Below are 21,858 nucleotides of genomic sequence, written 5' to 3'. Positions count from 1 at the left end.
AGCTTGGAGGGGGGGCCCGGCGGGATGCCCGCCGAGCCCCCGCTCATCCCTCAAGTGCCCTGCTGAAGGAGCCCTCCGGAGAGCAGGCCGGGGAGGTGGAGGAGGCTCAGGACCCCCGTCAGGGGTTCTACGGCCGCGCGGGTGCCGAGGGGGTTCGTGGCGCCCTGGGTGCCGCCCTGGACGTTGTTCGTGCCGCCCTGGGTTCCGCCCTGGGTGTTGCCCGAGCCCGCGCCCTGCGTGCCGCCCTGGACGTTGCCCGCGCCGGCGCCCTGCGTGCCGCCCTGGGTGTTGTTCTTGCCGCCGATCTGCGTGCCGCCCTTGGTGTTGTCGAACTGGATGTTGATGAGGGGAGGCTCGGGTGCGGTGCGGGTCACCGCGAGGGCCTGGCCGGCTGTGGCACCGGACATTGCGATGACAGCTGCGCAGGACAGGGTCGCGTAGATGCCGAACCTTCTCACGGCAGCCCCTTTCTCAGTCGTGAACATGTCCCGACCAAGCTGTCGCAAGGGGCGAGCGGGCGACCGCAGCGACACGGCGATATCACCCGGGCGGTGGCCCGCACCCCGAGGCGCCGGCCACCGCTGTGGATCGGATCATCGCCGTGTGGATCAGATCCGTGTCGCTCGGATCATCGCCGTGTGGATCGGATCCGTGTCGTTCAGATCGTCGCCGCGTCGATCACGAAGCGGTAGCGGACGTCGCTGGCCTGGACGCGGTCGTACGCCTCGTTGATCTCCTCGGCGGAGATCAGTTCGATCTCGGCGCCGAGGCCGTGCTCCGCACAGAAGTCGAGCATCTCCTGGGTCTCGGCGATGCCGCCGATGCCGGAGCTGCTCACGCTGCGGCGGTTGCCGAACAGGGACTGCAGGGAGATGTTGACCTCCTCCTCCGGGATGCCGACGTTGACCAGCGTGCCGTCCGTGCGGAGCAGGGAGAGCAGCGCGGCGAAGTCGAGCGGGGCGGAGACGGTGTTGAGGATGATGTCGAACGTGCCCGCCAGCTCCTCGAAGGTCTTCGGGTCGCTGGTGGCGTAGTAGTGATCGGCACCGAGCCGCAGGCCGTCGTCCTTCTTGCGCAGGGACTGCGACAGGACGGTGACCTCGGCGCCGAGCGCGTGCGCGATCTTGACGCCCATGTGGCCGAGGCCGCCGAGGCCGACGACGGCGACCTTCTTGCCGGGGCCGGCGTTCCAGTGCTTGAGCGGGGAGTACGTGGTGATGCCGGCGCAGAGCAGGGGCGCGGCGGCGTCGAGGGGGAGGCCCTTGGGGATACGGACAACGAAGTCCTGGTCGACGACGATGTTCTCCGAGTAGCCGCCGTAGGTGGGCTCGCCGTCCTTGCCGACGGAGTTGTACGTCCACACGGGACCGCCCCCGGTGCAGTACTGCTCCAGGCCGGCCTTGCAGTTGTCGCACTCGCGGCAGGAGTCGACCATGCAGCCGACGCCCACGTGGTCGCCGACGGCGAACTTCGTCACGCCGGGGCCGACCTCGGTGACGACGCCCGCGATCTCGTGGCCGGGCACCATCGGGAAGATGCCGGGGTTCCAGCCGTCCTGGGCCTGGTGGATGTCGGAGTGGCAGATACCGGAGAACTTGATGTCGAGCAGGACGTCGTGGTCGCCGACCGCGCGCCGCTCGATGGTGGTCCGCTCCAGCGGGGCCTTGGCGGCGGGCGCGGCGTAAGCAGCAACAGTGGTCATGCCGGGATTCTCCTAGCGGGGTCCGCGTACCCGGATACCTTTGCGCCGGGTACGCCTTCCAGCCTGCCGCAAGTCGGGTCCGCCAGCCTGTCCACGCCTTTTCGTACGTCTGCCGTGCCTACCACTGGCGGGGTCAGGCTGCCCTGCGTACGACCACGGGAGGCGACGGATACTGGTGGTATGGACGAACAGGCGCGAGCAGCCGCGGGGCGGCCGCTGGACCGCCGGGCCGAGCTGAGCGAGTTCCTGCGCAGCAGGCGGGCCCGGCTGAAGCCGCAGGACGTGGGTCTGCCCGACTTCGGGCGGCACCGCAGGGTGCCGGGGCTGCGCCGCGAGGAGCTGGCGCAGCTGGCCGGGGTGTCGGTGGCGTACTACACGCGCCTGGAACAGGGCAACGGCCGCAACGTCTCGGCGGAGGTCCTGGACTCCATCGCCCGCGCGCTGCGCCTGACGGACGCCGAGCACGCGCACCTGACCCATCTGGCGAAGCCGAAGGCGCACAAGAAGAAGCCCACGGCACGGCAGCCGCAGACCCGTCTGGCGCTGCTGCACCTGCTGGACGCGATGGAGGCGGTGCCGGCGTACGTCGTCGGGCGGCGCTCGGACATCCTCGCCTGGAACCGGCCGGCGGCCGCGCTCTTCGGTGACTGGTCGGAGCTGCCCGCGGCGGAGCGCAACTGGGCCCGGCTGGTGTTCCTGCACCCCGCGTACCGCGAGCTGTTCGTGGACTGGGAGCAGAAGGCGATCGACATCGTGTGCGCCCTGCGCATGGACGCCGGCTGTTACCCGGACGACGCGCGGCTGTCCGCCCTGGTCGGTGAACTCTCCGTCAAGAGCGAGGAGTTCCGTCTGCTGTGGGCCACGCACGACGTCAAGGAGAAGAGCCACGGCGTCAAGCGTCTGCGGCATCCGCTGGTCGGCGAACTCTCCCTGAACTACGAGGGGTTCCGTCTCGCCGGTGACGCGGATCTGTCCCTGGTCACCTATCACGCCGAACCGGGCTCCCCCTCCGCGCAGTCCCTGCGCCTCCTGGCGAGCTGGGGCACGGACGCGACCCGCACGGTGCCGTCCGCCTAGGGGGTGTCGTTTGGATCAGGTCGGATCAGGCCGCGGCGTCCGGTGCGGTGCCTCGCAAGGCGGAGGATCTGCCGCGTACCGGACGTACTCGGCTGATCCGACAACGCGGCGAGGTGCCGCGCCGGGCGCCGCGGACCCGAGCTGATCCAAACGACACCCCCTAGCGGGGCCCGCCTCGTCCCCCGGCCCTCGACGCCAAGTTCGGCTAGTCCTCGACGCCCAGGTCGGCCCGCATCAGCCGGCGCATGGCGGTCAGGAGCGGCTCGGCCTCCTTGAGGTCGAGCAGGGCCCGCTCGGCGCTCTCGCCGTCTCCCGCCAGTCCGCGGTCGAGGCGCTTGGCGACGGCGTCGGTGCCGGCCAGCACGCGGTTGAGGGTGCGCGAGGCGTCCAGGATCCGTTCGGGTACGACCATCTGCGCCTCGGCGTACCGGTCGCGGTACTCGCGCCGGCTCTCCTCCAGCTGCTCCCGGTCCTGCTCGGCGTAGACGCCGTCGCGTATCCGGTGCAGGGCGTCCTTCAGGAGGGTGTGGAACTGCCGCGAGGCGCGGTTCATCGCGACGTACGACGCCCGCCGCTCCTCCAGCAGCCGTCTCCGCCCGGCCTGCCGCTCCTCCTCGGCGCGCCGCCGGTCGGCGTGGCGCTGGCCGAGCGCGGGGGCGAGGAGGGTACCCAGGACTCCGACTACGGCGTTGATCATCGCGGTGATGGCAGCGGTCACGCGGGGACTCTACGCCGGACGGGGCGAACGGCCGAGGGGCACCCGGAGACGTTCTCCGGGTGCCCCTCGGCCGAAGTGGCTCTCGCCGCGGTCTACTTGCCGTAGTACGCGTCGTGGACCGTGATCTCCGAGGTGTTGCCCTTCTTGTCGGTGATCTTGGCGCGGAACGAGACGGACTTGTTCTTCGCCGGGTTCTTCACGGTGATCCTGCCGCCGTGCACGGTGGTCTTCTTGAAGGTCTTGCCGTCGTACGAGACGTACACCGACAGGGACTTCAGGTTGCCGCCCGCGGCCGAGCCCTCGACGGTGACCGGGAAGGTGACCGTCTTCCCGGCCTTGACGCGGCTGTCCAGGCCGGTCGCGGCACCGAAGTGCAGGTCCGAGGCGGGGAGCACGGCGAGGCCGCCCGACGGCTTCTTGGAGCGGAAGGTCCAGGTCGCGTCGATCCGCGAGGACGCCTGCGCGACCTTGGCCGAGCGCTTGACCGAGGTGGTCAGCTTGTAGGCGGCGTCACCGGACGGGACCTTGAAGACCTTCTCGCCGAACAGCGGGTCGTCGTTGGTGCCGACCTTGGTGCCGTTGCGGTACAGGCTCGTGGTCACCGAGCCGAACGCCGACGCACCGACGTGCCTCGCGCCATCGGCGAACAGTGGCAGTACGCCGTAGATCTGGTTGCCGTTCCGGCGCAGACCGTAGTCGGCGTTCAGGTGCGGGGCGAAGACCGCGGTGTTGAAGGTCTTCGTGTAGGTCCTGCCCCCCTCGTATCCCTTGGCGCCGAGCTCGTAGGCGGCTTCGGTGATCGGGAAGCCGTCCTCGTCGGTGCCGCCGTTCTGCTGGAACTCCAGCTCCCACTTCACGCCGCCCTTGGCGGACAGGTGGAGCGTGCGGGTGCCGGGCAGCTTCTGCGGGAAGCTGACGGAGGTGGCCCCGGTGGCGTTGGGCAGCCAGCCGACGGCGTCCAGGGTGCCGGTCTTGCGGTCGGCGGACGCGCCCATGCCCACCTTGAGCGTGGCCAGGTCGGACGCCTTGTAGTGCTTGGTGTAGCCCGTGGCGAGCCGGCTGACCGGGCCGCCGGTGGTGGTGTCGTACTGCTCGGTGTCGCCCTTGGTCCAGTGGCCGTCCCAGTACTGGTTCAGCGTGCCGGCGGGGAGATCCGGGCCCAGGTGGGCGCTGCGGAAGCCGCGGTAGGTCTCGAGGAACCAGCCGTATCCGTAGTCGTCGTTACCGATCTGGACGTCGAACGCCGGTGCGGCGAACTGGGACTTGGCGCCCGAGGCGGGCACGGTGATGTCCACCGGCTTGGCCTTTCGCGCGTCGACGGTGACCGTCTGGTTCTTGGTGACGGCCAGCTTCGGCTGGACGAGCCAGTCGATGCCCTTGGCGCTGTTCTGCGGATCGACGAAGACGGAGGTGTTGAGGATGTACGTGCCCTTGGGCACGTGCACCTTCACCGTGCCGGACTTGTCGTACGGGTACAGGTCCTTGCCGCTAGCGCCTCCGGCGACCCCGGTGAGGTTCGCGTCGTAGTTCGGCGTCGGCTTGCCGTCGCGGCCGATGAACTTGAGCGTGACGTCGTACGACTCCACCTCGCGCTCCACCGCGGCGGCGGTGCGGACCGTCTGGCCGTCGCCGGTCGCGGTCACGTACGCGGAGTAGACGCCGTCCACGGTGCCGCCGAGGCGGGTGTCGACGGTGAGGGCGACGGACGCGTTGCCGTGCGCCGGTACGGTCACCCGGTCCGCGCCGAGCCGGAAGAAGTCCGCCGGGGCGGCCTTGCCCTTGGGGTCGGTGGCGGTGGTGCTCAGGGAGAGCGTGACGTCCGTGTCACCGAGGTTGCGGTACGTCACCTCCTTGCCGACCGGCTTGTCGTCGGTGTGCGGCCACACCTGGGTGGGGAAGCTGACCGAGACGGGGTCCGCGACCACGGACTGGCCGATCGCCTTGTCCACCTGCACGCGGCCCGAGCCCTGCTGGAACGGCGTGTAGGCGCCGCCCTTGGCCGAGCCGGTCAGCGCGCCCTTCAGCTCCGCGTAACCCCAGTCGGGGTGCTCCTGCTTGAGGATCGCGGCGGCGCCCGCGACGTGCGGGGTGGCCATCGAGGTGCCGGAGATGGTCAGGTAGCCCTCGGGCTTCTCGCCGACCTCCTGGTCGATGACGCTGCCCTTGGCCGCGGCGGCGGTGATGTCCACGCCGGGCGCGGTGAGGTCCGGCTTGATGGCGCCGTCGCCGTTGCGCGGTCCGGTGGAGGAGAAGTCCGCGAGCTTGTCCTTGCCGTCGACGGCGCCGACGGTGAGCGCGGCGTCCGCGCTGCCCGGCGAACCGATCGACTGGGGGCCCTCGTTGCCCGCGGCGATCGCGAACAGCACGCCCTTCTCGGCGGAGAGCTTGTTCACCTCCGCTTCGAGCGGGTCGATCCCCGGGCTGTCGTAGCCGCCGAGGCTGAGGTTGACGACGTCGGCGCCCTGCGCGGCCGCCCACTCCATGCCGGCGAGGATGCCGGAGTCGTCACCGGAGCCGGTGTCGTCGAGGACCTTGCCGTTGAGGATCTTCGCGTCGGGAGCGACGCCCTTGTACGTGCCGCCGGACTTGGCGCCGGTGCCCGCCACGATGGAGGCGACGTGCGTGCCGTGGCCGAAGTGGTCGGTGGCGTCGGCGGCGGAGGTGAAGTTCCTGGACTCGGTCACCTGGTCCTTGAGGTCCGGGTGGGTGGTGTCCACGCCGGTGTCCAGGACGGCGACCTTGACGCCCTTGCCGGTGTAGCCGGCGGCCCACGCGGTCGGGGCGCCGATCTGCGGCACGGACTTGTCGAGGCTCGCCTTGCGGACGCCGTCGAGCCAGACGTGCGCGATGCCGGAGGCGGACCCGTTCGCGCCGGTGACCGCGTGCCACAGGGCGGCGGTGTCCTCGACCGGGGTCTGCACGGCGTCCGCGTCGAGGGCCTTGAGGCTGCGGCGCAGCGTGCCCGCCGCCCGGACGCCGGCCTTGGCGCCGGTGGCCGTGCCGCGGTAGCCGACGATGACCTTCAGGCCGTTCTTCTGGGAACTGCGGGTGGCGGCCTTGTTCAGCTCGGTGACGTCGAACAGGCGCTGGTCCAGCGTGCCGGAGGCGACCAGGCGGGCCGCGTCGGCGGGAACGACCAGCGTGTGCCCCGCGACCCTGCGGACCTGGAACGGTATGTGCTCCCGTCCCTCGGCCCGTTCGAGGCCCACGACGCGGCCCTTGGCGTCGAGGTCCACGCGGTCGCCGGTGATGAGGGTGACGTGGTGCTTCGCGGTGAGCGACGAGGCGGTGGCCGAGGGCCGCTGCCCGGGCTTCGCCGACGCGGGGCTGGTCATGCCCGCTGCGAGAGCGACTGCGGCGGCGGTGGCCACCGTGGCCACCGCCGCTCTGTGCGTGTGTCTGCGCAAGACTCTCCCCCTGGAGATGAAGTACCGGGCGAATCCCCGTTCACCCGGTCGGGGGAAGAGTCGTACATCTGAACGTCAACCCCCGGATCAGGGAGTATGCCGGGGCACGATCAGACGGCTCAAGAGATGAGAGGAGGATGAAAGAGCCTCACGAGAACTGTTACGCCTCGGGAGGAACACCGTTACGCCTCGGGCGGGACACTGTTACCCAATCGCCGAGTGCCCCGCGTGGCAACGGTGTTATGGGCCCTCACGCGCCCGCGTTCTCCCGCACGGTGAGCCTGCCCTTGCGGATGGTGGCCACGCGCGGGGCCTTCTTCGCGATCGCGGAGTCGTGGGTGACCATGATGAAGGTCAACCCGTGCTCCTTCCACTGGCGTTCGAGTACGTCCATGATCTCGTCGCGCATGCTCTCGTCGAGGTTGCCGGTCGGCTCGTCGGCGAGCAGCACCTTGGGCCGCTTGACCAACGCGCGGGCGATGGCGACGCGTTGCTGCTGGCCGCCGGACATCTCGGCGGGCAGATGGGCCCGGCGTTCGCCGAGACCAACGGACTCCAGCGCCTCGGCGGCCAGTTCGCGCCGCTCCTTCGTCTTGACGCCGAGGGGGACGAGGGCGGTCTCCACGTTCTCCTGGGCGGTGAGGGTCGGGATGAGGTTGAAGGACTGGAAGACGAAGCCGATGTTCTCGCTGCGGAGCCTTGTCAGACGGGCCTCGGAGAGCTTGGCCAGATCGGTGCCGTCGAGGAGGAGTTCGCCGGAGGTGGGGCGGTCCAGGGCGCCCAGCATCTGCAGGAGGGTGGACTTGCCGCCGCCCGTGGGGCCCTGGATGAGCAGGCGGTCCCCCTGGGGGATGGTGAGGTCCACTGCGTCGAGGGCGCGGATGGTGTCCTTGCCCCGGGTGTAGGTCTTGGTGAGGTTTCTCAGTTCGTACATGGGGACTCCTGGAGGTGCGGATCGGGTTCGGCTGCGGGTCGGGCGGCCGCTACTCCACGCGCCGCAGCGCGTCCGCCGGGCGCAGCCGCGACGCCCGCCAGCCGCCGAAGGCGCCCGCGATCAGGCCGCCGGCCACCGCGAGGGCGACCGCCAGGACGATCGTCGTCACGTTCACCGGGGCCGTGAGGGCCACTTCGAGGGTCTTCGCCGTACGACGCCCGGGACCGCCGAGGCCGCCCCCGCCGAAGCCGCCTGCGCCCCCACCGAAGCCCCCGCCGCCGAAGCCGCCTGCGCCGCCGCCCAGTTGGGCCTGGAGCGTCGGGCTGACGGCCGTGACCGCGTAGGCGCCCGCGAGGCCCAGCGCGATGCCGAGGGCACCGCCCACCAGGCCGTTGACCATGGCCTCGCCGACCACCTGGCGGGTCACCCGGGACGACTTCCAGCCGAGGGCCTTCAGGGTGCCGAACTCACGCACCCGGCGGGAGACCGCGGAGGAGGTGAGCAGCCCGGCGACGAGGAAGGCGGCCACCAGCACGGCTATGGACAGCCACGTGCCGACCTTGGTGGCGAGGGAGGAGGCGGTGGACAGCGAGCCGGAGACGGTCTTGGCCAGGTCGGAGGAGGTGGTCACCGTCGTACCGGAGACGTTCTTCCGGATGGCGCTCTTGACGGAGTCGATGCGCTGGGAGTCGGTCGCCTTGACGTAGACCGTGGTGACCTTGTCCTTCTCGCCGGCCAGGGTCTGGGCCTGCTTCAGGGGGATGTAGAGGTTGGCCGCCGCGTCGCCGCTGTCGGCAGTGGCGATGCCGATCACCGTGTACTTGGTGCCCTTGACGGTGACGGTGGAGCCGGTTTTGTACTTCTTCTGCTTGGCGTAGGCCGAGTCGACGACGGCGACCTTGGCGTCGGTCTCGGTGGCCTTGAAGGTACGGCCACTGCTGATCTTGGAGGAGGACAGCGGACCGAGCGCCGTCTTCGTCACGTCGGTGCCGACGACCGTGTACTGGTTGATGCCGAAGTCGGCGCCGCCGCCCCGGACCTCGCCCTGCGGGGCACCGCTGCCGCCGCCGCGCCGGTAGCCGCCCGCGCCGCCGGACTGCTGGAACTGCCCGCGCGTGAACTGGCCGTCGACCTTGAACACGGTGAGGTTCAGACCGCCGACGGCGGACGCGACACCCTGCTGGTCCGCGACCTTGGTGACCGTCGAGGAGGCGAGGGTGGTGAAGCCCTGGACCATGACCCGGTCGCTGCTCTGCGAGGCGCTGTCACCGTCGGCGCGGGCGCCGAACTTGAAGCGGGGCCGCTGGGCGCCGCTCGCGTCCGGCGCCGACGCCTTGGTGACGGTCATGTCCGTGCCCAGGCCGTACAGCGACTGCAGGACCTCGTCCTGGGCCTTCCCCATGCCGTTGGACACGGAGTTGACCACGATGACGAGGGCGATGCCCAGGGCGAGACCGGAGGCGACGACGAGTGCCGCCTTTCTGCGGCGGCGCAGTTCGCGCCTCAGGTAGGTGAAGAACATGGGCCGCAACGTAGGCGCGGACCCTGATGGCACCCTGAGGCGGCGCTGAGAGGGGGATGAGAAGGCCCGGAAAACACCGATGCCGCCCGGTGGGGGCGGCATCGGATCACTCGGGGAGAGCGCGGGGCGGTGGGGAGCCGGTCAGATCGCCGAACCCGCCTTCCACTGCGCCCAGCCCAGGTTCCAGCCGTTGAGGCCGTTGTCCGGGGCGACGGTCTTGTCACCGGTGTGCTGGAGGACCACGACATCACCGATGAGGGAGTGGTTGTACACCCAGGCGGCCGGCGTGTTCGGGTCCTTGGCGCCCTTGACGTCGTGCAGACCCACGCAGCCGTGGCTGGTGTTGACGCTGCCGAAGACGGACGTCGCGCCCCAGTAGTTGCCGTGCAGGAAGGTGCCGGAGTTGGTCAGGCGGATGGCGTGCGGCACGTCCTTGATGTCGTACTCGCCCTTGCCGTCGTCATCCGTGAAGCCCACGGTCGCGCCGTTCATGCGGGTCTGCTGGAACTTCTGGGACATCACCATGATGCCCGCGTACGTCTTGTGCTCCGGCGAACCGGCCGAGATCGGGATGGTCTTGATGACCTGGCCGTCGTGCGTGATCTTCATCTGCTTGGTCTGCGCGTCGACGTACGAGACCTGGTTGCGGCCGATGTGGAAGGTGACCGTCTTCTGCTGCACGCCGTAGACGCCGCTCGCGCCCTCCACGCCGTCCAGCGCCAGCTTCAGCGTGACGGTGGAGTTCTCCTGCCAGTACTGCTCCGGGCGGAAGTCGATGCGGTTGGCGTTGAACCAGTGCCCGACGACCTCCTGGCCGCTGCTGGAGGAGACCGTGATGCCCTTCTGCACGGCGACCTTGTTGGTGATCGCCTTGTCGAAGGTGATCGACACGGGCATGCCCACACCGACGGTGGAACCCTGCTCCGGCGTGAAGCTGCCTATGAAGCTGTTGGCCGGGGAGACCGTGGTGAAGGAGGCGTTCTCGTGGGCGACACGGCCCTGCGAGTCCTTGGCCTCCGCGGAGACCTTGTAGGTGGTCGAGCGCTCCAGCTGCCCGGTGGGCTTCCAGCTCGTCTTGTCGGCGGACAGCGCACCCGCGACGGTCTTGCCGTCCTCGGTGGCCATCGTCACGCCGGTGAGCGAGCCCTTGGCGACGGTGACCGCCGCCGAGTTGTTGATGGAGGCGTTGTTGGAGCCGTCCTTGGGCGTGATCGTGATCTGCGCCTCGGACGACTTCTTCGCCGCCGCGGCGTCGGCCTTCGCCTGTGAGCTCTCACCGTTGTCGGCCGCACTGGCGTCACCGCCGCTGGAACAGCCGGTGAGCACGAGCACACCGCCGAGCAGTGCGGACGCGACCGTCAGGCCCTTGCGCCGCTTACTGTCCGTCATCACACGCTTCTCCATCGTTGCCGTATCCGTGAAAACCCCGAGAAGTCCCCGCTGAGAACCTTCAACGCTACGGACACACCGTCCCGTTCCCCATGCCGCGCATGTGTGGGACACACCACGTCCGCCGAGGGCGGAGGGCGCGCCGGTGCTCCGTGCGTTCGTCGAGACGACGAAACCCCGGACGGCGGTTGCCGCCCGGGGCACTGCTACCCCGGAACGCTCAGCCGATGCCGTCCTCTTCTCCGTCGTCGTCCCCATCATCCTCGTCCGGGTCCCAGTCGGGCGAATCCGGGTCGTAGTCGACACGTTCGCTGGACCAGGAGGCCTGCTGGAGCTCCACCCCCGGCACCTCGCTGACCAGGTCGAACGGATCCACGAGATAGGCCACCGCCTCCGCGGTGTCTTCCGTCACAGCGGCCTCGGCATGGCCCCTCTCGGCCTCCGGAACCTCCGGATCGGCGGTCAGCCGGCGCAGCGCGGCCTTCGTCAGCTCGTCCTCGTCGTGCACTTCGAGCACCAGCTCCACCCGAAGCCGTACAAAACGTGATGTCTCTTCAACGCTCATAACGCGAGCGTAGAGCCGAAACCTCCCGTGACTTTCCCGTGACCCGCGATTTTCACTAACATCGCTCCACACGGCCAATTCGCCAGCGCCACAAGGGGGATCGATATTCCGTGTCATCCGCTCGCCGTCCGCTGCTGACCGCCACCGCCGCGGGCACTCTGCTCTGCGCCCTGTGGTTCGTCCCGTCCGCCAACGCGTCGCAGAACATCCCGGTGGCGACAGGGGCGCAGACCGCCTCCACGCCCGCCACCGCGCAGGTGACCCAGCAGGCCAGAGCGGTGTCCGCGTCGACGGCCGAGACCGCGGGGGAAGCCGCGGACGCGACCGGACTCGCCGACACCGGCAGCATCGACACCACGCCGTACGTCGTCGGCGGCACCCTGTTCCTCGTCCTCGGTGCCGGATTCGTGGCGTACTCGGTGCGTCGCGAACGCCTCGGTTTTTAATCCCGCTTGACGCTTCTTTGACCGGGAACGCATAGTCCGTCCATGAAGAGATCATCGGGCGTGCGGCTGTGCGCCACCGTCGCCGTGAGCGCGCTGTCACTCGTCCTCGTCACCGGCTGTTCCGAGGGGGCCTCAGAGGGCTCCGGCGGCCTCGGGGCCGACAAGGTCAACAACGCCGACAAGCCGGCCGTGAAGGCGCTGAGCGCGGCCGAGCTGAAGAAGCTGATCGTCGCCAAGGGCGACGTGAGCGGTTACAAGATCAAGCCCGTCACGGGCGGCACTCCCCCGAAGAGCGCGGTCAAGGCGGCCGACGCCCAGTGCGGCCCGCTGCTCCAGATCATGACGGGCATCGCGCCGGGCGACGCTCCGGCGGAGACCAACATCATGGTCCAGCAGGACAAGAAGGACCCCACGGACGACGCGACGTCCATGGGCGACATGGCCAGCGGGAAGTTCGAGGCCGCGATCAAGGAGTCGATGAACCTCGACGTCACCGTGGTCACCCTGTCCTCGTACGACGGCGACGGCGCGGAGAAGACCCTGCGGACGGTCTCCGACGCGGTCAAGGCCTGCGCGGGCGGCTTCAAGGGCGACCAGGCGGGGGACAAGGCGTCGATCACCAAGGTCGCCGAGGAGAAGGGCCCGGACGCGGGTGACGCGTCGGTGGCCTTCGCCGTGACCAGCGACCTGGGCGACGGGGACACCGGCGCGGAGCACGTCGTGGTGGAGCGGCACGGGAACACCCTGGCCTCGTACACCACGCGCAACATCGGCGCGATGATGGCCGGCAAGGCGTACGGGGTTCCGGCCCCGGTGGTCAAGGCACAGGCGGCCAAGCTCAAGTGACCCGACGGGAACGGGGGCCCTGTCCGGCGACAGGGCCCCCGTTCTCGTCGTGTGTGCCTATCGCAGCGGCCCGGTGACCGTCTCCGTCGCGGTGACGAGGTGGCCCGCGCGCACGAAGGCGTCGGCGGCGGCCAGGTCGGGGGCCAGGAACCGGTCCGGACCGGGCCCCTCGACACCCGCGGCGCGCACGGCGTCGATCACGGCCCGGGAGGCGGGCGCCGGCGCCAGACCCTCGCGCAGCTCGATGGCGCGGGTGGCCGCGTACAGCTCGATGGCGATGATCCGGGTGAGGTTGTCGACGGCGGTGCGCAGCTTGCGCGCGGCCGACCAGCCCATGGAGACGTGGTCCTCCTGCATGGCGGAGGACGGGATGGAGTCGGCGGAGGCCGGCACGGCGAGCCGCTTCATCTCGCTGACCAGGGCGGCCTGCGTGTACTGGGCGATCATCAGGCCCGAGTCGACGCCGGCGTCGTCCGCGAGGAACGGCGGCAGGCCGTGGCTGCGGTTCTTGTCCAGCAGCCGGTCGGTGCGGCGCTCGGCGATGGAGCCGAGGTCGGCGGCGGCGATGGCCAGGAAGTCCAGGACGTAGGCGACCGGGGCGCCGTGGAAGTTGCCGTTGGACTCCACGCGTCCGTCGGGCAGGACCACGGGGTTGTCGACGGCGGCGGCCAGCTCGCGCTCGGCGACCAGGCGGGCGTGCGCCATGGTGTCGCGGCCCGCGCCGGCGACCTGCGGGGCGCAGCGCACCGAGTAGGCGTCCTGGACGCGGGGCGCGTCGTCCTGGTGGTGCCCGGTGAGCTGGGAGCCCTTGAGCACGGCGAGCATGTTGGCGGCGGCCGCGCCCTGGCCCGGGTGCGGGCGGATGGCGTGCAGCTCGGGGGCGAGCACCTTGTCCGTGCCGAGGAGCGCCTCCAGGCTGAGGGCGGCGGTGACGTCGGCGGACTTGTAGAGGGTGTCGAGGTCGGCGAGGGCCATGACCAGCATGCCGAGCATGCCGTCGGTGCCGTTGAGCAGGGCGAGGCCCTCCTTCTCGCGCAGCTCGACCGGCCGGATGCCGTGCTCGGCGAGCAGCTCGCCGGCGGGCCGTACGACGCCGTCGGGGCCCTCCGCGTCCCCCTCGCCCATGAGCGCGAGGGCGCAGTGGGAGAGCGGGGCGAGGTCGCCGGAGCAGCCGAGGGAGCCGTACTCGTGCACGACCGGGGTGATGCCGGCGTTCAGCACGTCGGCCATGGTCTGCGCGACCTCGGGCCGCACGCCGGTGTGTCCGGAGCAGACGGTCTTCAGCCGCAGGAACATCAGGGCCCGTACGACCTCCCGCTCGACCCGCGGGCCCATGCCGGCGGCGTGCGAGCGGACGATGTTGCGCTGCAGGCGGCCGCGCAGCTCCTGGCTGATGTGCCGGGTCGCCAGGGCTCCGAAGCCCGTGGAGACGCCGTAGACCGGGTCCGGCTTGGCCGCGAGCGCGTCCACGATCTCCCGTGCCGCCGCGAGGGCCGCCACCGCCTCGGCCGACAGCTCGACGCGCGCGCCGCCGCGCGCCACGGCCAGAACGTCGGACGCGGTGACCCCGGACGTCCCCACCACCACAGTGTGCATATCCATATTCAGGAGCGTACGCATTGAATGCAGTGGTGTCACTAGTGGGCGGCGGGAGTGACCCTTACCTCTCCTGCCCCGGGCAGCGTACGGCCACCGCGGCCGGGGCTCACGGCCTGCGCCCGCGGAAGCGGCGGCGTTCGGCGCGGGCGGGCGGGCGCGAAGACTCGTCGGCCAGTCGTACGACCGGGTCGTCGGGGCCCTCGCGGCCGGCCACCACGGGGCGGTCGGCGCGCAGGGCCTTGGCGCGGTACTGCGCGGCGTCGGCCAGCCGGAACAGCCGCCGGGCGTCGCGCACCGGCCCGATCGGCTCCTCGGTCGAGGCGACCCCGCACGCCACCCCCTCCCCCAGTTCCAGCTCGGCCGCCCTGCGGCACAGCTCCTCCGCCGCCTTGACGACGTCGCCCGCGGGCGGCCCCACCGCGAGCAGACAGAACTCGTCCCCGCCGAGCCGCGCCGCGAGCGCGCCCGGCACCATCGCCCCGCACAGCGACAGCACCGAGCCGAACCGCTCCAGGAGCCGGTCGCCGACCGCGTGCCCGTGGGTGTCGTTCACCCGCTTGAGGCCGTTGAGGTCGCAGACGACGAGGCTGACGACCACCCCGTCCGCGCGGTGCCGCTCGATGGCCTCCTCCAGGCGTACGTCCACGGCGCGGCGGTTGGCGAGGCCGGTGAGCGCGTCCGTGAACGCGAGCCGCTCGGCCTCCTCCAGCCGCTCGGTCTGCGCGATGCCGGCGGCGACGACCGCGGCCAGCACGGTGGCGAAGTCGGCGTCGGGGCGCCCGAAGACCGGGGCGCCGACCGCGCGGGCGACATACAGCTCGCCCCAGGCCCTGCCGTGCAGCACGACGGGGGCCACGACACAGCAGCCGCGGCGTCTGCGGCGCAGGGCGGCGACCCGCTGGTGGAAGTAGCCGGGGGTGCCGGCGGCGGGGCCCTGCGCGGTCTCGACCCACGCGTTGACGCCGCCTCCCCCGGCCCACTTCTCGTGCAGGAACTCGGCGATCTCCGGGAACTGATGCACCGGGTAGGCCTCGGCCTCCGGGAACTCCTCCTCGTCCGGGGCGCGCTCCCCCGCGTTCACCAGGACCCGCAGCCGCCCCAGCTCCCGTTCCCACACCGACAGCGCCGCGAAGTTCCCGTCCAGCGCCCGGCACGCGCCGAGCGCGGCGGCCAGCCACGACTCCCGCGGGGTGTGCGCCGCTGCCATCCCCTGCGCCAGCGCCACCACGGCGGCCAGCCGGTTGTCCTCACCCATCACCCCAGGTTAGGGAGGAATGGGAATGATTGGTGCATTTGTCGTGCGATCAGGTGGACGAATCCGGGTCGCCGCGAGCCGGTGCGTGGCGGGCGGCCGGGCGGTGACGGAGGGTGCCCGCGGGGGCGGGGATCACTCTCCCGGCCACTCCGGCCTGCGCTTCTCGTTGAAGGCCGCGACGCCCTCCGCCCGGTCCCCCGAGAACGCCGTGGCGCGCCAGGCCGCGTCCTCGACCTCCAGGCCGGCCCGGAGATCCAGCCCGTGCCCCAGCCGCAGCGCCCGTTTGGCCGACCGCAGGCCCACCGGCGAGTTCCCGGCGATCCGCGCCGCCAGCGCCAGCGCCTCCTCGCGGTCCCGCCCCTCCTCCACCAGCTGGTCGACCAGGCCCAGCTCGGCGGCCTCCGCCGCCTCCACCCGCCGCGCGGAGAAGATCAGCTCGGCGGCGCGCGCCGCCCCGACCCGCCGCGGCAGCAACTGCGTGCCGCCGCCGCCGGGAATCACCCCCACGGACACCTCGGGCAGCCCCACCACCGCCGTACGGTCGGCGACGATCAGGTCGCAGGACAGCGCCAGCTCGAACCCGCCGCCCAGCGCGAACCCGTGCACCGCCGCGATCGTCGGCATCGGCAGTTCCAGCACCCCGGTGTACGCCCCCCGCGCCACCGGCCGCTGCCGCACCAGGTCCGCGTCACTGAAGGAGTTCCGCTCCTTCAGGTCCGCCCCGACACAGAACGCCCGCTCGTGCGACGACGTCAGGACGACCACCCGCGCATCCTGGTCGGCGGCGAGCGCCGCGCACGCCGCCGCGAGGGAGCGGGCCATCTCCGTCGAGACGGCGTTCATGGCCTTGGGCCGGTCCAGCACCAGCTCCGCCACATGCCCGTGCCGCCGCACCAGCACGAACTCCCCGAACCGCTCCTCAGCCATGACACCCTCCGGTTAACGCGGGTTAACTCACTGTCGGCCCGATCATCGCAGCCGTACCCCACCCCGGGAAAGAGCCGCCCCGGCCCGCTGTCCTACGCCCGTTCGAGTGACATCCCGACCGACTCGCCCCACATCACCCACGGGAGCGCATAGCGTGCTGCACCGCCACAGCGCGTCCTCGGCGTGCGGCGGGGAGGGATCTCATGACACCGAAGACACCGATACCTGCGGGGGCTCCCGCAGCAGCCACGTCAGAGCCCCCCGCACCGCCCGCTCCGTACGGCCCGTCGACCCCGTCCACCCTGGTCGATCCGCCCGGCCCACCCGGCACCGCCGAGCCGACCGCGCGCAGGGAGGCATCGAAGCCGGCAGGGCCGTCCCGGTCGCGGACACCCCGCAGGCCCGCCGCGTTCCGTCAGCCGGTCGCGATCACCGGGCCGGCCCCCTCGGCCACACCGCCCCGTCCCGCCACACCTTCCGCGTCGGCAGACCCCTGCGAACCGGCCGGCTCGACAGCGCCGGCCGAGGCCGCCACGCCGCCCACGTCGACCACACCGCCCAGCCCTGTCGCAGACCCCGAACGCGCGGAGCCCGTACCCGCTCCCGGGCCGGACGAGGCTGATGCGGGCGTCGAAGGTGGCGTGTCGGCGCGGGGGCGCGGTACGGAAGGCGTGTCCGCGCCGAGAGCCGGTGCGGAAGGCGTGTCCGCGCGGGTCGGCGCCGGAGGCGGTCGGCGGGGGCGGCATCGCAAGCCGCGCCACCGTAAGGGGCTGCTCGCCGCCGGGAGTCTCGTGCTGGCCGCGGGAGTGCTCAGCCTGGTGCGTGTGGCGCCGGAGTCCGGGATCGGCACGCCCGGCAGCGCCGAGGCCGAGCCGCGGGCCGGTACGGGTGGGGACGCCACCGAGCGGTCCACAGGCGTGTCGGCCACGATCGCGGCGTCCCCCGCCGCGCTGCCGTCGGCCGCCTCTGCCATGGGCGGGGTGAGTCCCGCGCCGACCGGCACAGCCGCGGCCGGACCGGACACCCGGGCCACGCCCGGGACGGCCGCGGACGGTACGGATGTCCCGACCACCATTCCGACCACCATTTCGACGAGCGCCCCGAAGCCGGCGCCCCCGCCGGCGACCACCGCACCGCACCCGCCGACGACGACGCGGCCACAGCCACCACCGGCCTCGGCGACCGCCCCGGCACCCACTCCCGCCCCCAGCCACGGCACGACCGCGCCCGCACCCCCGCCGGGCGGGGTGTGCGTGCCGGTGATCGGGCTGTGCGTGGATCTGCTGGACGGGCCGAAGGACTAGGTTCTGGTCAACGTCCCGGACAAGGTCCCGGGCACGGTCAAGACCGGGTCAGGGCCGGGACGGGCGGTGGGCGAGCAGCCAGGGTTCGACCACGCCGAGGCCGCGGACCGGGCGCTGCCACATCGGCTGGAGCGCGAAGGGGTACGTCGGCGGCTCCTCGCCCTCCTTCTCCGCCGTGGCGACGGCCTCGGCCGCCGCCGCCTCCGAGGCGGGCGCCTCACCGGTGCGGATCAGCTCCTCGGCGAAGGCGCTGTCCACCAGCACGGCGTCGCGGGGCGCTATCGAGGTCAGCCGGGAGGCGAGGTTCACGGTCGTGCCGAAGACGTCGCCCATCCGGGTCGTCACCGTGCCGAAGGCCATGCCGACGCGCAGCTCGGGCATCGTCTCGTCGTTCGCCATCGTCTCGACCAGCCGCAGGGCGATGTCCGCGGCCGTACCCGCGTCGTCGGCGACGTAGAGCACCTCGTCGCCGAGGGTCTTGATGAGCCGGCCGCCACGGGCGGCCACCAGGTCGGCGGCGGTCGTCTCGAACGCCTCGACCAGCTCGCCGAGCTCCTCCTCCTCCATACGGCGGGTCAGCCGCGTGAACCCGACGAGGTCGGCGAATCCGACCGCGAGCCGCCGGTCGACCATCTCCTCGTCGTCGGCGGCCTGGATGACCCGGCCGGCCGAGGCCGCGAGCTGGCGGCGCCAGACGTAGACGAGGAACTCCTCCAGTTCGGGCAGGAGCAGCTCGATGATCGGGTACGTCACCTCGGTGCGGGTCATACCCGGCTCGGGGGGCTCGGTCAGGCCCTCCAGGAAGGAGTCGATCTGCCACTCGGCCAGCCGGGCGGTGGTCTGCCCGGTGGACCGGGCCACCTGTACCGCCATGGCCTCGCTGAGCAGTCCCGCCTCGACCAGGCCGGCGAGGCGGCGCAGGGCCAGTACGTCGGCCTCGGTGAGGGCCTTGGCCTGCCCTATGTCCGCGAAGCCCATGGCGCGCCAGAACCGTGACGCCAGCTCCATGGAGACACCGGCGCTGCGGGCGGCCTGGAAAGGGGTGTAGCGACGCTCGGCGCCCAGGATGAGCTGTTCCAGGCGCAGGGCGAGGGGGTCCTCGCCGGGTTCGGCGGCGTCGGGGTCAACCCTGCCGTCCGCGCCCGCGCCGGAGCCGGTGTCGTCGACGGTCACGCCTGCTGCCCTTCCGATCTGCCACGGTCAGGTATCGACCGGCCTCAACTCTACGGCAGGTGTGCGCCAGCTCACTCCGTCGGGCTGGGCCGACCGAGCAGTGCAGCTTCGCTGGTGGGGCACCCTGTACTGCGGTCGGCCGCCCTGGGGTTCGCCGTCCCCCGGACCCTCGCCCCGGTCCGGACGGCCTGGTTTCCGAAATGCCGGACGGCCTGATTTTCGCCGCTTGGGCGCCGGTGCGCATCCGCGGGCCGCAGTGAATCCGGCCGTTGATAGCTGCCCGCCGGTCACGGACAGTCGTACCGCCAGGGGCGACGGGATCCCGGATCCCCCACCCCCGGCCGGCCGCGGCGCAGGGCGCCCGGCAAGCACCCCGCGCGACACCACTCGTACTCACGCGGGCCGCAAGTGGACGATGTCGCCCGCCCCCACCGGCTCCTGCACGCCCTCCTCCGTCGCGATGACCAGCCGCCCGTCCCCGTCGAGGGCCACCGCCTCCCCCACCAGCGCCCGGTCGCCGGGCAGCTCCGCCCGCACCGTGCGCCCCAGCGTCGAGCAGGCCGCCGCGTACGCCTCCTGCAGGCCGCTCGCGGCCGGATCGCCCCCGGCGTCCCGCCAACGCCCGTACCACTCCTCCAGGGAGCGCAGGACCGCCCGCAGCAGCGGATCGCGGTCCGTGCTGATCGCTCCGGCCAGCGCGAGCGATCCCGCCTGGGGGACGGGGAGTTCGTCCTCGCGCAGGGTGACGTTGATGCCGATGCCGACCACGACCGCGTCCGTGCCCGCGCGCTCGGCGAGGATGCCGCCGGCCTTGCGCTCCTTCCCGTCGACCGTGACCAGCAGGTCGTTGGGCCACTTGAGGGCGGTGTCGACGCCGGCGGCGCGCGCGATCGCCGTCGCGACGGCGACGCCGGTCAGCAGCGGCAGCCAGCCCCAGCGCTCGACGGGGACACCGGCGGGCTTCAGCAGGACGGAGAAGAAGAGACCGGAGCGGGCGGGAGCCGTCCAGGTGCGGTCCAGGCGGCCCCGCCCGGCGTCCTGCTCCTCGGCGACGAGGACGGCACCTTCGTCCGCGTCGCCCGCGGCGGCCAGGGCGACGAGGTCGGAGTTGGTGGACCCGGTGCGCTGCACCACCTCGACGTCGCACCACAGGCTGTCGTCACGGGTCAGCGCCCGGCGCAGGGCGGCCGCGTTCAGCGGAGGGCGCTCCAGGTCGGACCAACGGCTGTCGTCTGAGGGATTCTGCGGCGTCATGCAAGCCACCCTAGGTGTGGGAAACGCCGCACTGCTGACCGGTAGGCCCGCCACTACGCTACGGGTGAGTAATCGTCCCCCCTTTTGAGCAGGCAGGGAGCCGCATCCCGATGTCCGAGCCGGAAGAGCGTCACGAGTCCGACATGCACACAACCGCGGGGAAGCTCGCGGATCTCCAGCGGCGCATCCACGAGGCGACGCACGCCGGCTCGGAGCGCGCCGTCGAGAAGCAGCACGCCAAGGGCAAGTTGACGGCCCGTGAACGGATCGAGCTGCTGCTCGACGAGGACTCCTTCGTCGAGTTGGACGAGTTCGCCCGGCACCGTTCCACCAACTTCGGTCTGGAGTCGAACCGTCCGTACGGCGACGGTGTCGTCACGGGCTACGGAACCGTCGACGGCCGCCCCGTCGCCGTCTTCTCGCAGGACTTCACCGTCTTCGGCGGCGCCCTCGGCGAGGTCTACGGGCAGAAGATCGTCAAGGTCATGGACTTCGCCCTGAAGACCGGCTGCCCGGTCATCGGCATCAACGACTCCGGCGGCGCCCGCATCCAGGAGGGTGTGGCCTCCCTCGGCGCGTACGGCGAGATCTTCCGCCGCAACACCCATGCCTCCGGCGTGATTCCGCAGATCTCCCTGGTGGTCGGCCCGTGCGCGGGCGGCGCGGTCTACTCCCCCGCCATCACCGACTTCACGGTCATGGTCGACCAGACCTCGCACATGTTCATCACCGGCCCCGACGTCATCAAGACGGTCACCGGCGAGGACGTCGGCATGGAGGAGCTGGGCGGCGCCCGCACCCACAACACCGCCTCGGGCGTGGCGCATCACATGGCCGGGGACGAGAAGGACGCGATCGAGTACGTCAAGCAGCTGCTGTCGTACCTGCCGTCCAACAACCTCGCCGAGGCCCCGGTCTTCCCCGAGGAGGCCGATCTCGCGGTCTCCGACGAGGACCGCGAGCTGGACACGCTCGTCCCGGACAGCGCGAACCAGCCGTACGACATGCACACGGTGATCGAACACATCCTGGACGACGCGGAGTTCTTCGAGACCCAGGCCCTGTTCGCGCCGAACATCCTCACCGGCTTCGGGCGCGTCGAGGGCCACCCGGTCGGCATCGTCGCCAACCAGCCGATGCAGTTCGCCGGCTGCCTGGACATCGCCGCCAGCGAGAAGGCGGCACGCTTCGTGCGCACCTGCGACGCCTTCAACGTGCCCGTGCTGACCTTCGTCGACGTCCCCGGCTTCCTGCCCGGCGTCGGCCAGGAGCACGAGGGCATCATCCGGCGCGGCGCCAAGCTCATCTTCGCGTACGCGGAGGCCACCGTCCCGCTGATCACGGTGATCACGCGGAAGGCCTTCGGCGGCGCCTACGACGTCATGGGCTCCAAGCACCTGGGTGCCGACCTCAACCTCGCCTGGCCGACCGCGCAGATCGCCGTCATGGGCGCCCAGGGCGCGGTCAACATCCTGCACCGCCGCACCATCGCGGAGGCGGAGGCGAACGGCGAGAGCCCCGAGAACGCCGAGGCCGTCCGGGCGCGGCTGATCCGGGAGTACGAGGACGCCCTGCTCAACCCGTACATCGCGGCCGAGCGCGGTTACGTCGACGCGGTGGTCATGCCGTCCGACACCCGCGCCCACATCGTCCGGGGTCTGCGTCAACTGCGCACCAAGCGGGAATCCCTGCCTCCGAAGAAGCACGGCAACATCCCCCTCTAGGCCCTGTCGCCACGCG

The 21,858-nt window shown here is 71.5% G+C and carries 18 protein-coding genes; 5 read left to right on the top strand and 13 right to left on the bottom strand.

The window, feature by feature from the left end; genetic code table 11:
- Window positions 1–50: 50 nt before the first annotated feature.
- Both OIB37_RS23110 and OIB37_RS23105 read right to left on the bottom strand, forming a co-directional pair.
- The gene (locus OIB37_RS23110; RefSeq protein ID WP_330459504.1) at window positions 51–458 is read right to left on the bottom strand and encodes a hypothetical protein; all 408 of its coding nucleotides are present in this window, start codon (window positions 456–458) and stop codon (window positions 51–53) included.
- Between the two features lie 200 nt (window positions 459–658).
- Window positions 659–1,702, bottom strand: a complete 1,044-nt coding sequence (locus tag OIB37_RS23105; protein WP_330459503.1) for an NAD(P)-dependent alcohol dehydrogenase — start codon at window positions 1,700–1,702, stop codon at window positions 659–661.
- A gap of 180 nt (window positions 1,703–1,882) precedes the next feature.
- Here OIB37_RS23105 and OIB37_RS23100 point away from each other — a divergent pair, with 180 nt between their 5' ends.
- The gene (locus OIB37_RS23100; protein WP_330459502.1) at window positions 1,883–2,779 is read left to right on the top strand and encodes a helix-turn-helix domain-containing protein; all 897 of its coding nucleotides are present in this window, start codon (window positions 1,883–1,885) and stop codon (window positions 2,777–2,779) included.
- Between the two features lie 205 nt (window positions 2,780–2,984).
- Here the strand turns inward: OIB37_RS23100 and OIB37_RS23095 are convergent, their stop codons facing one another.
- The 6 genes from OIB37_RS23095 to OIB37_RS23070 form a co-directional block, all read right to left on the bottom strand.
- Window positions 2,985–3,497 (bottom strand): hypothetical protein, encoded by a 513-nt coding sequence (locus OIB37_RS23095; RefSeq protein ID WP_330459501.1) that lies wholly within the window; start codon window positions 3,495–3,497, stop codon window positions 2,985–2,987.
- A 92-nt stretch (window positions 3,498–3,589) separates the two neighbouring features.
- A complete protein-coding gene (locus tag OIB37_RS23090; protein WP_330461942.1) occupies window positions 3,590–6,832 on the bottom strand; it encodes a S8 family peptidase in 3,243 nt (1,080 codons plus the stop codon).
- A 322-nt stretch (window positions 6,833–7,154) separates the two neighbouring features.
- Entirely contained in the window at window positions 7,155–7,838 is a 684-nt protein-coding gene (locus OIB37_RS23085; RefSeq protein ID WP_330459500.1) for an ABC transporter ATP-binding protein, read from the bottom strand.
- 49 nt (window positions 7,839–7,887) lie between these two features.
- A complete protein-coding gene (locus OIB37_RS23080; protein WP_330459499.1) occupies window positions 7,888–9,360 on the bottom strand; it encodes an ABC transporter permease in 1,473 nt (490 codons plus the stop codon).
- A 141-nt stretch (window positions 9,361–9,501) separates the two neighbouring features.
- The gene (locus OIB37_RS23075; protein WP_330459498.1) at window positions 9,502–10,749 is read right to left on the bottom strand and encodes a L,D-transpeptidase; all 1,248 of its coding nucleotides are present in this window, start codon (window positions 10,747–10,749) and stop codon (window positions 9,502–9,504) included.
- A gap of 220 nt (window positions 10,750–10,969) precedes the next feature.
- A complete protein-coding gene (locus tag OIB37_RS23070) occupies window positions 10,970–11,314 on the bottom strand; it encodes a hypothetical protein (protein WP_330459497.1) in 345 nt (114 codons plus the stop codon).
- Between the two features lie 110 nt (window positions 11,315–11,424).
- On the opposite strand from OIB37_RS23070, the gene OIB37_RS23065 reads away from it, so the two are divergent.
- Together OIB37_RS23065 and OIB37_RS23060 are read left to right on the top strand one after the other, a co-directional pair.
- On the top strand, window positions 11,425–11,760 hold the full coding sequence (locus OIB37_RS23065; RefSeq protein WP_330459496.1) for a hypothetical protein: 336 nt from the start codon (window positions 11,425–11,427) through the stop codon (window positions 11,758–11,760).
- 42 nt (window positions 11,761–11,802) lie between these two features.
- On the top strand, window positions 11,803–12,606 hold the full coding sequence (locus tag OIB37_RS23060; RefSeq protein ID WP_330459495.1) for a hypothetical protein: 804 nt from the start codon (window positions 11,803–11,805) through the stop codon (window positions 12,604–12,606).
- A 57-nt stretch (window positions 12,607–12,663) separates the two neighbouring features.
- Here OIB37_RS23060 and hutH read toward each other — a convergent pair whose 3' ends face one another.
- The 3 genes from hutH to OIB37_RS23045 all read right to left on the bottom strand — a co-directional run bounded on the left by hutH (window position 12,664) and on the right by OIB37_RS23045 (window position 16,387).
- The gene (gene hutH, locus OIB37_RS23055) at window positions 12,664–14,202 is read right to left on the bottom strand and encodes a histidine ammonia-lyase (protein WP_330461941.1); all 1,539 of its coding nucleotides are present in this window, start codon (window positions 14,200–14,202) and stop codon (window positions 12,664–12,666) included.
- Between the two features lie 109 nt (window positions 14,203–14,311).
- A complete protein-coding gene (locus OIB37_RS23050) occupies window positions 14,312–15,460 on the bottom strand; it encodes a GGDEF domain-containing protein (RefSeq protein WP_330459494.1) in 1,149 nt (382 codons plus the stop codon).
- 132 nt (window positions 15,461–15,592) lie between these two features.
- Window positions 15,593–16,387, bottom strand: coding sequence for an enoyl-CoA hydratase/isomerase family protein (locus OIB37_RS23045; protein WP_330459493.1), 795 nt, complete (start codon window positions 16,385–16,387; stop codon window positions 15,593–15,595).
- Between the two features lie 671 nt (window positions 16,388–17,058).
- On the opposite strand from OIB37_RS23045, the gene OIB37_RS23040 reads away from it, so the two are divergent.
- Entirely contained in the window at window positions 17,059–17,691 is a 633-nt protein-coding gene (locus OIB37_RS23040; protein WP_330459492.1) for a hypothetical protein, read from the top strand.
- A 48-nt stretch (window positions 17,692–17,739) separates the two neighbouring features.
- Here OIB37_RS23040 and OIB37_RS23035 read toward each other — a convergent pair whose 3' ends face one another.
- Together OIB37_RS23035 and OIB37_RS23030 are read right to left on the bottom strand one after the other, a co-directional pair.
- Entirely contained in the window at window positions 17,740–18,864 is a 1,125-nt protein-coding gene (locus OIB37_RS23035) for an adenylate/guanylate cyclase domain-containing protein (RefSeq protein WP_330459491.1), read from the bottom strand.
- 393 nt (window positions 18,865–19,257) lie between these two features.
- Window positions 19,258–20,118, bottom strand: a complete 861-nt coding sequence (locus OIB37_RS23030; protein ID WP_330459490.1) for a biotin--[acetyl-CoA-carboxylase] ligase — start codon at window positions 20,116–20,118, stop codon at window positions 19,258–19,260.
- 110 nt (window positions 20,119–20,228) lie between these two features.
- Between OIB37_RS23030 and OIB37_RS23025 the strand changes: the two genes are divergently transcribed.
- Window positions 20,229–21,842, top strand: coding sequence for an acyl-CoA carboxylase subunit beta (locus tag OIB37_RS23025; RefSeq protein ID WP_330459489.1), 1,614 nt, complete (start codon window positions 20,229–20,231; stop codon window positions 21,840–21,842).
- Window positions 21,843–21,858 lie beyond the last annotated feature (16 nt).

The sequence above is a fragment of the Streptomyces sp. NBC_00820 genome (genome assembly GCF_036347055.1).
Classification (GTDB): domain Bacteria; phylum Actinomycetota; class Actinomycetes; order Streptomycetales; family Streptomycetaceae; genus Streptomyces.
Note: the sequence above shows the minus strand (reverse complement) of the source record. Positions and strands in the feature narration are given on the sequence as shown.

Bases quoted from the DNA above. Each gene is read 5' to 3' on its own strand.
- OIB37_RS23045 (WP_330459493.1), bottom strand. From the start codon at position 16,387: ATGGCTGAGGAGCGGTTCGGGGAGTTCGTGCTGGTGCGGCGGCACGGG.
- OIB37_RS23085 (WP_330459500.1), bottom strand. From the start codon at position 7,838: ATGTACGAACTGAGAAACCTCACCAAGACCTACACCCGGGGCAAGGAC.
- OIB37_RS23105 (WP_330459503.1), bottom strand. From the start codon at position 1,702: ATGACCACTGTTGCTGCTTACGCCGCGCCCGCCGCCAAGGCCCCGCTG.
- OIB37_RS23060 (WP_330459495.1), top strand. From the start codon at position 11,803: ATGAAGAGATCATCGGGCGTGCGGCTGTGCGCCACCGTCGCCGTGAGC.
- OIB37_RS23090 (WP_330461942.1), bottom strand. From the start codon at position 6,832: ATGACCAGCCCCGCGTCGGCGAAGCCCGGGCAGCGGCCCTCGGCCACC.
- OIB37_RS23050 (WP_330459494.1), bottom strand. From the start codon at position 15,460: ATGGGTGAGGACAACCGGCTGGCCGCCGTGGTGGCGCTGGCGCAGGGG.
- hutH (WP_330461941.1), bottom strand. From the start codon at position 14,202: ATGCACACTGTGGTGGTGGGGACGTCCGGGGTCACCGCGTCCGACGTT.
- OIB37_RS23025 (WP_330459489.1), top strand. From the start codon at position 20,229: ATGTCCGAGCCGGAAGAGCGTCACGAGTCCGACATGCACACAACCGCG.
- OIB37_RS23100 (WP_330459502.1), top strand. From the start codon at position 1,883: ATGGACGAACAGGCGCGAGCAGCCGCGGGGCGGCCGCTGGACCGCCGG.
- OIB37_RS23075 (WP_330459498.1), bottom strand. From the start codon at position 10,749: ATGACGGACAGTAAGCGGCGCAAGGGCCTGACGGTCGCGTCCGCACTG.
- OIB37_RS23080 (WP_330459499.1), bottom strand. From the start codon at position 9,360: ATGTTCTTCACCTACCTGAGGCGCGAACTGCGCCGCCGCAGAAAGGCG.
- OIB37_RS23070 (WP_330459497.1), bottom strand. From the start codon at position 11,314: ATGAGCGTTGAAGAGACATCACGTTTTGTACGGCTTCGGGTGGAGCTG.
- OIB37_RS23030 (WP_330459490.1), bottom strand. From the start codon at position 20,118: ATGACGCCGCAGAATCCCTCAGACGACAGCCGTTGGTCCGACCTGGAG.